The following is a 1244-nucleotide window of genomic DNA, read 5'->3' as shown; positions in this document are numbered from 1 at the left end:
TCCTTTTCGACTGAAATTAATGCCAGGAGCGGAATGGAAAATCACCTTTAAACCTAAGCTGGATGAAACTAAAATGCCGAAGGTTATAGTAACTAAGAAAGGTGAATGGGTTGAGTACCCCGGTGGGCACATTGAAATAAATACCCAAATGGTAGATACCCGTTACATAAAGTAACGCTCTACTAAGGTCATATTACCAGTTTGTCTAAATGCCAACATGAGAATACTGTTATTAAAAGGAACTGTCCGTATGAAAATATTGAAAATAACGTTGTCATTATTATTTCTCTATTTTATTTACTGGGCATTTGGCGATACCTTTTTTAACTGGCTATTTCCCTTTTCATCGACCGGAAAAGGGGAGTTGATTACGGTAGAAGGAGTAGCTCCGAGTCACACTGAGCCATATGTGGCCGCTATATATAAATCAAAAGATTGCTTAGAATATCAGTTTGATGCGGGTATGTCGCCTTTTCAAGTACCGACTTATCATAGCCTAAGTTTGGATATAAAAGCTAATCTGCAAACCGGTTACTTTCAGACGAAATTACCTTTTAATGGCGGGGGATGGTGTAACTGGAAGATTGATCGGGCTTTTGTATCAGTAAGTTATACTGATGTCAGTCATTTGGTAAAAGATGCTATTCCCTATGCAGGGACGGGATTAACTGCATTTATCAACGACGCGGCTCAAACAAATATTAGCGAAATTGCAGCATTGAATACTATAGACTTCAGCCCGGTTATTTACCCTGTATTAAAGATGGTTGATGGGCGTCCAAATAAAATTTTCTTGCAGGGAATAGTGGATACGTATCCTTTTCGGTTGAAATTAACTCCAGGCGCTGAATGGAAAATCACCTATAAACCTAAATTAGATGAAACCAAAATGCCTAAAATTATTATCCCACCAGGTAAAGAACCTTCAAGGGTTGAATATCCTGATGGCAGAATTGATTTAAACAGAGACTCTATTGATTACTGGAAAATAAAATAACACCACCAAGGCCATATTACTAATTTACCTAAACATCAACATCAGAAATAAGGAGTCCACATGAACGATGGATTACACTTTCTTTGTCATATTACCGATTTGCCGGAGAAAACTTTTGCAGTAGCTGAATTTTCTTTGCAGGAGGAATTATCCGAACTCTTTACCCTATCTTTAATGCTGGTCAGTAAACGGGCCGATATTGATCTGGAATCACTGTTATTACAGTCTGTGAAATTCCGGGTAGTTT

General features: G+C 38.0%; 2 protein-coding genes. Both read left to right on the top strand.

All coding sequences use genetic code 11. The features are described 5' to 3' along the window. Window positions 1–250 precede the first annotated feature (250 nt). Window positions 251–997: a hypothetical protein gene (locus EAE90_RS17535; protein ID WP_214054552.1), complete on the top strand. Its 747-nt coding sequence runs from the start codon at window positions 251–253 to the stop codon at window positions 995–997. A gap of 60 nt (window positions 998–1057) precedes the next feature. After that, the coding region (locus tag EAE90_RS17530) for a hypothetical protein (protein WP_214053077.1) at window positions 1058–1244 on the top strand (187 nt) is incomplete at its 3' end.

Source organism: Photorhabdus caribbeanensis (genome assembly GCF_018448885.1).
GTDB lineage: Bacteria > Pseudomonadota > Gammaproteobacteria > Enterobacterales > Enterobacteriaceae > Photorhabdus > Photorhabdus caribbeanensis.
The sequence above is the reverse complement of the archived record's forward strand: the minus strand, read 5'-3'. Positions and strand labels throughout refer to the sequence as shown.

What these genes read in the sequence shown, in the direction of transcription:
- EAE90_RS17535 (WP_214054552.1), top strand. Translation starts at nt 251, where the DNA reads ATGAAAATATTGAAAATAACGTTGTCATTATTATTTCTCTATTTTATT.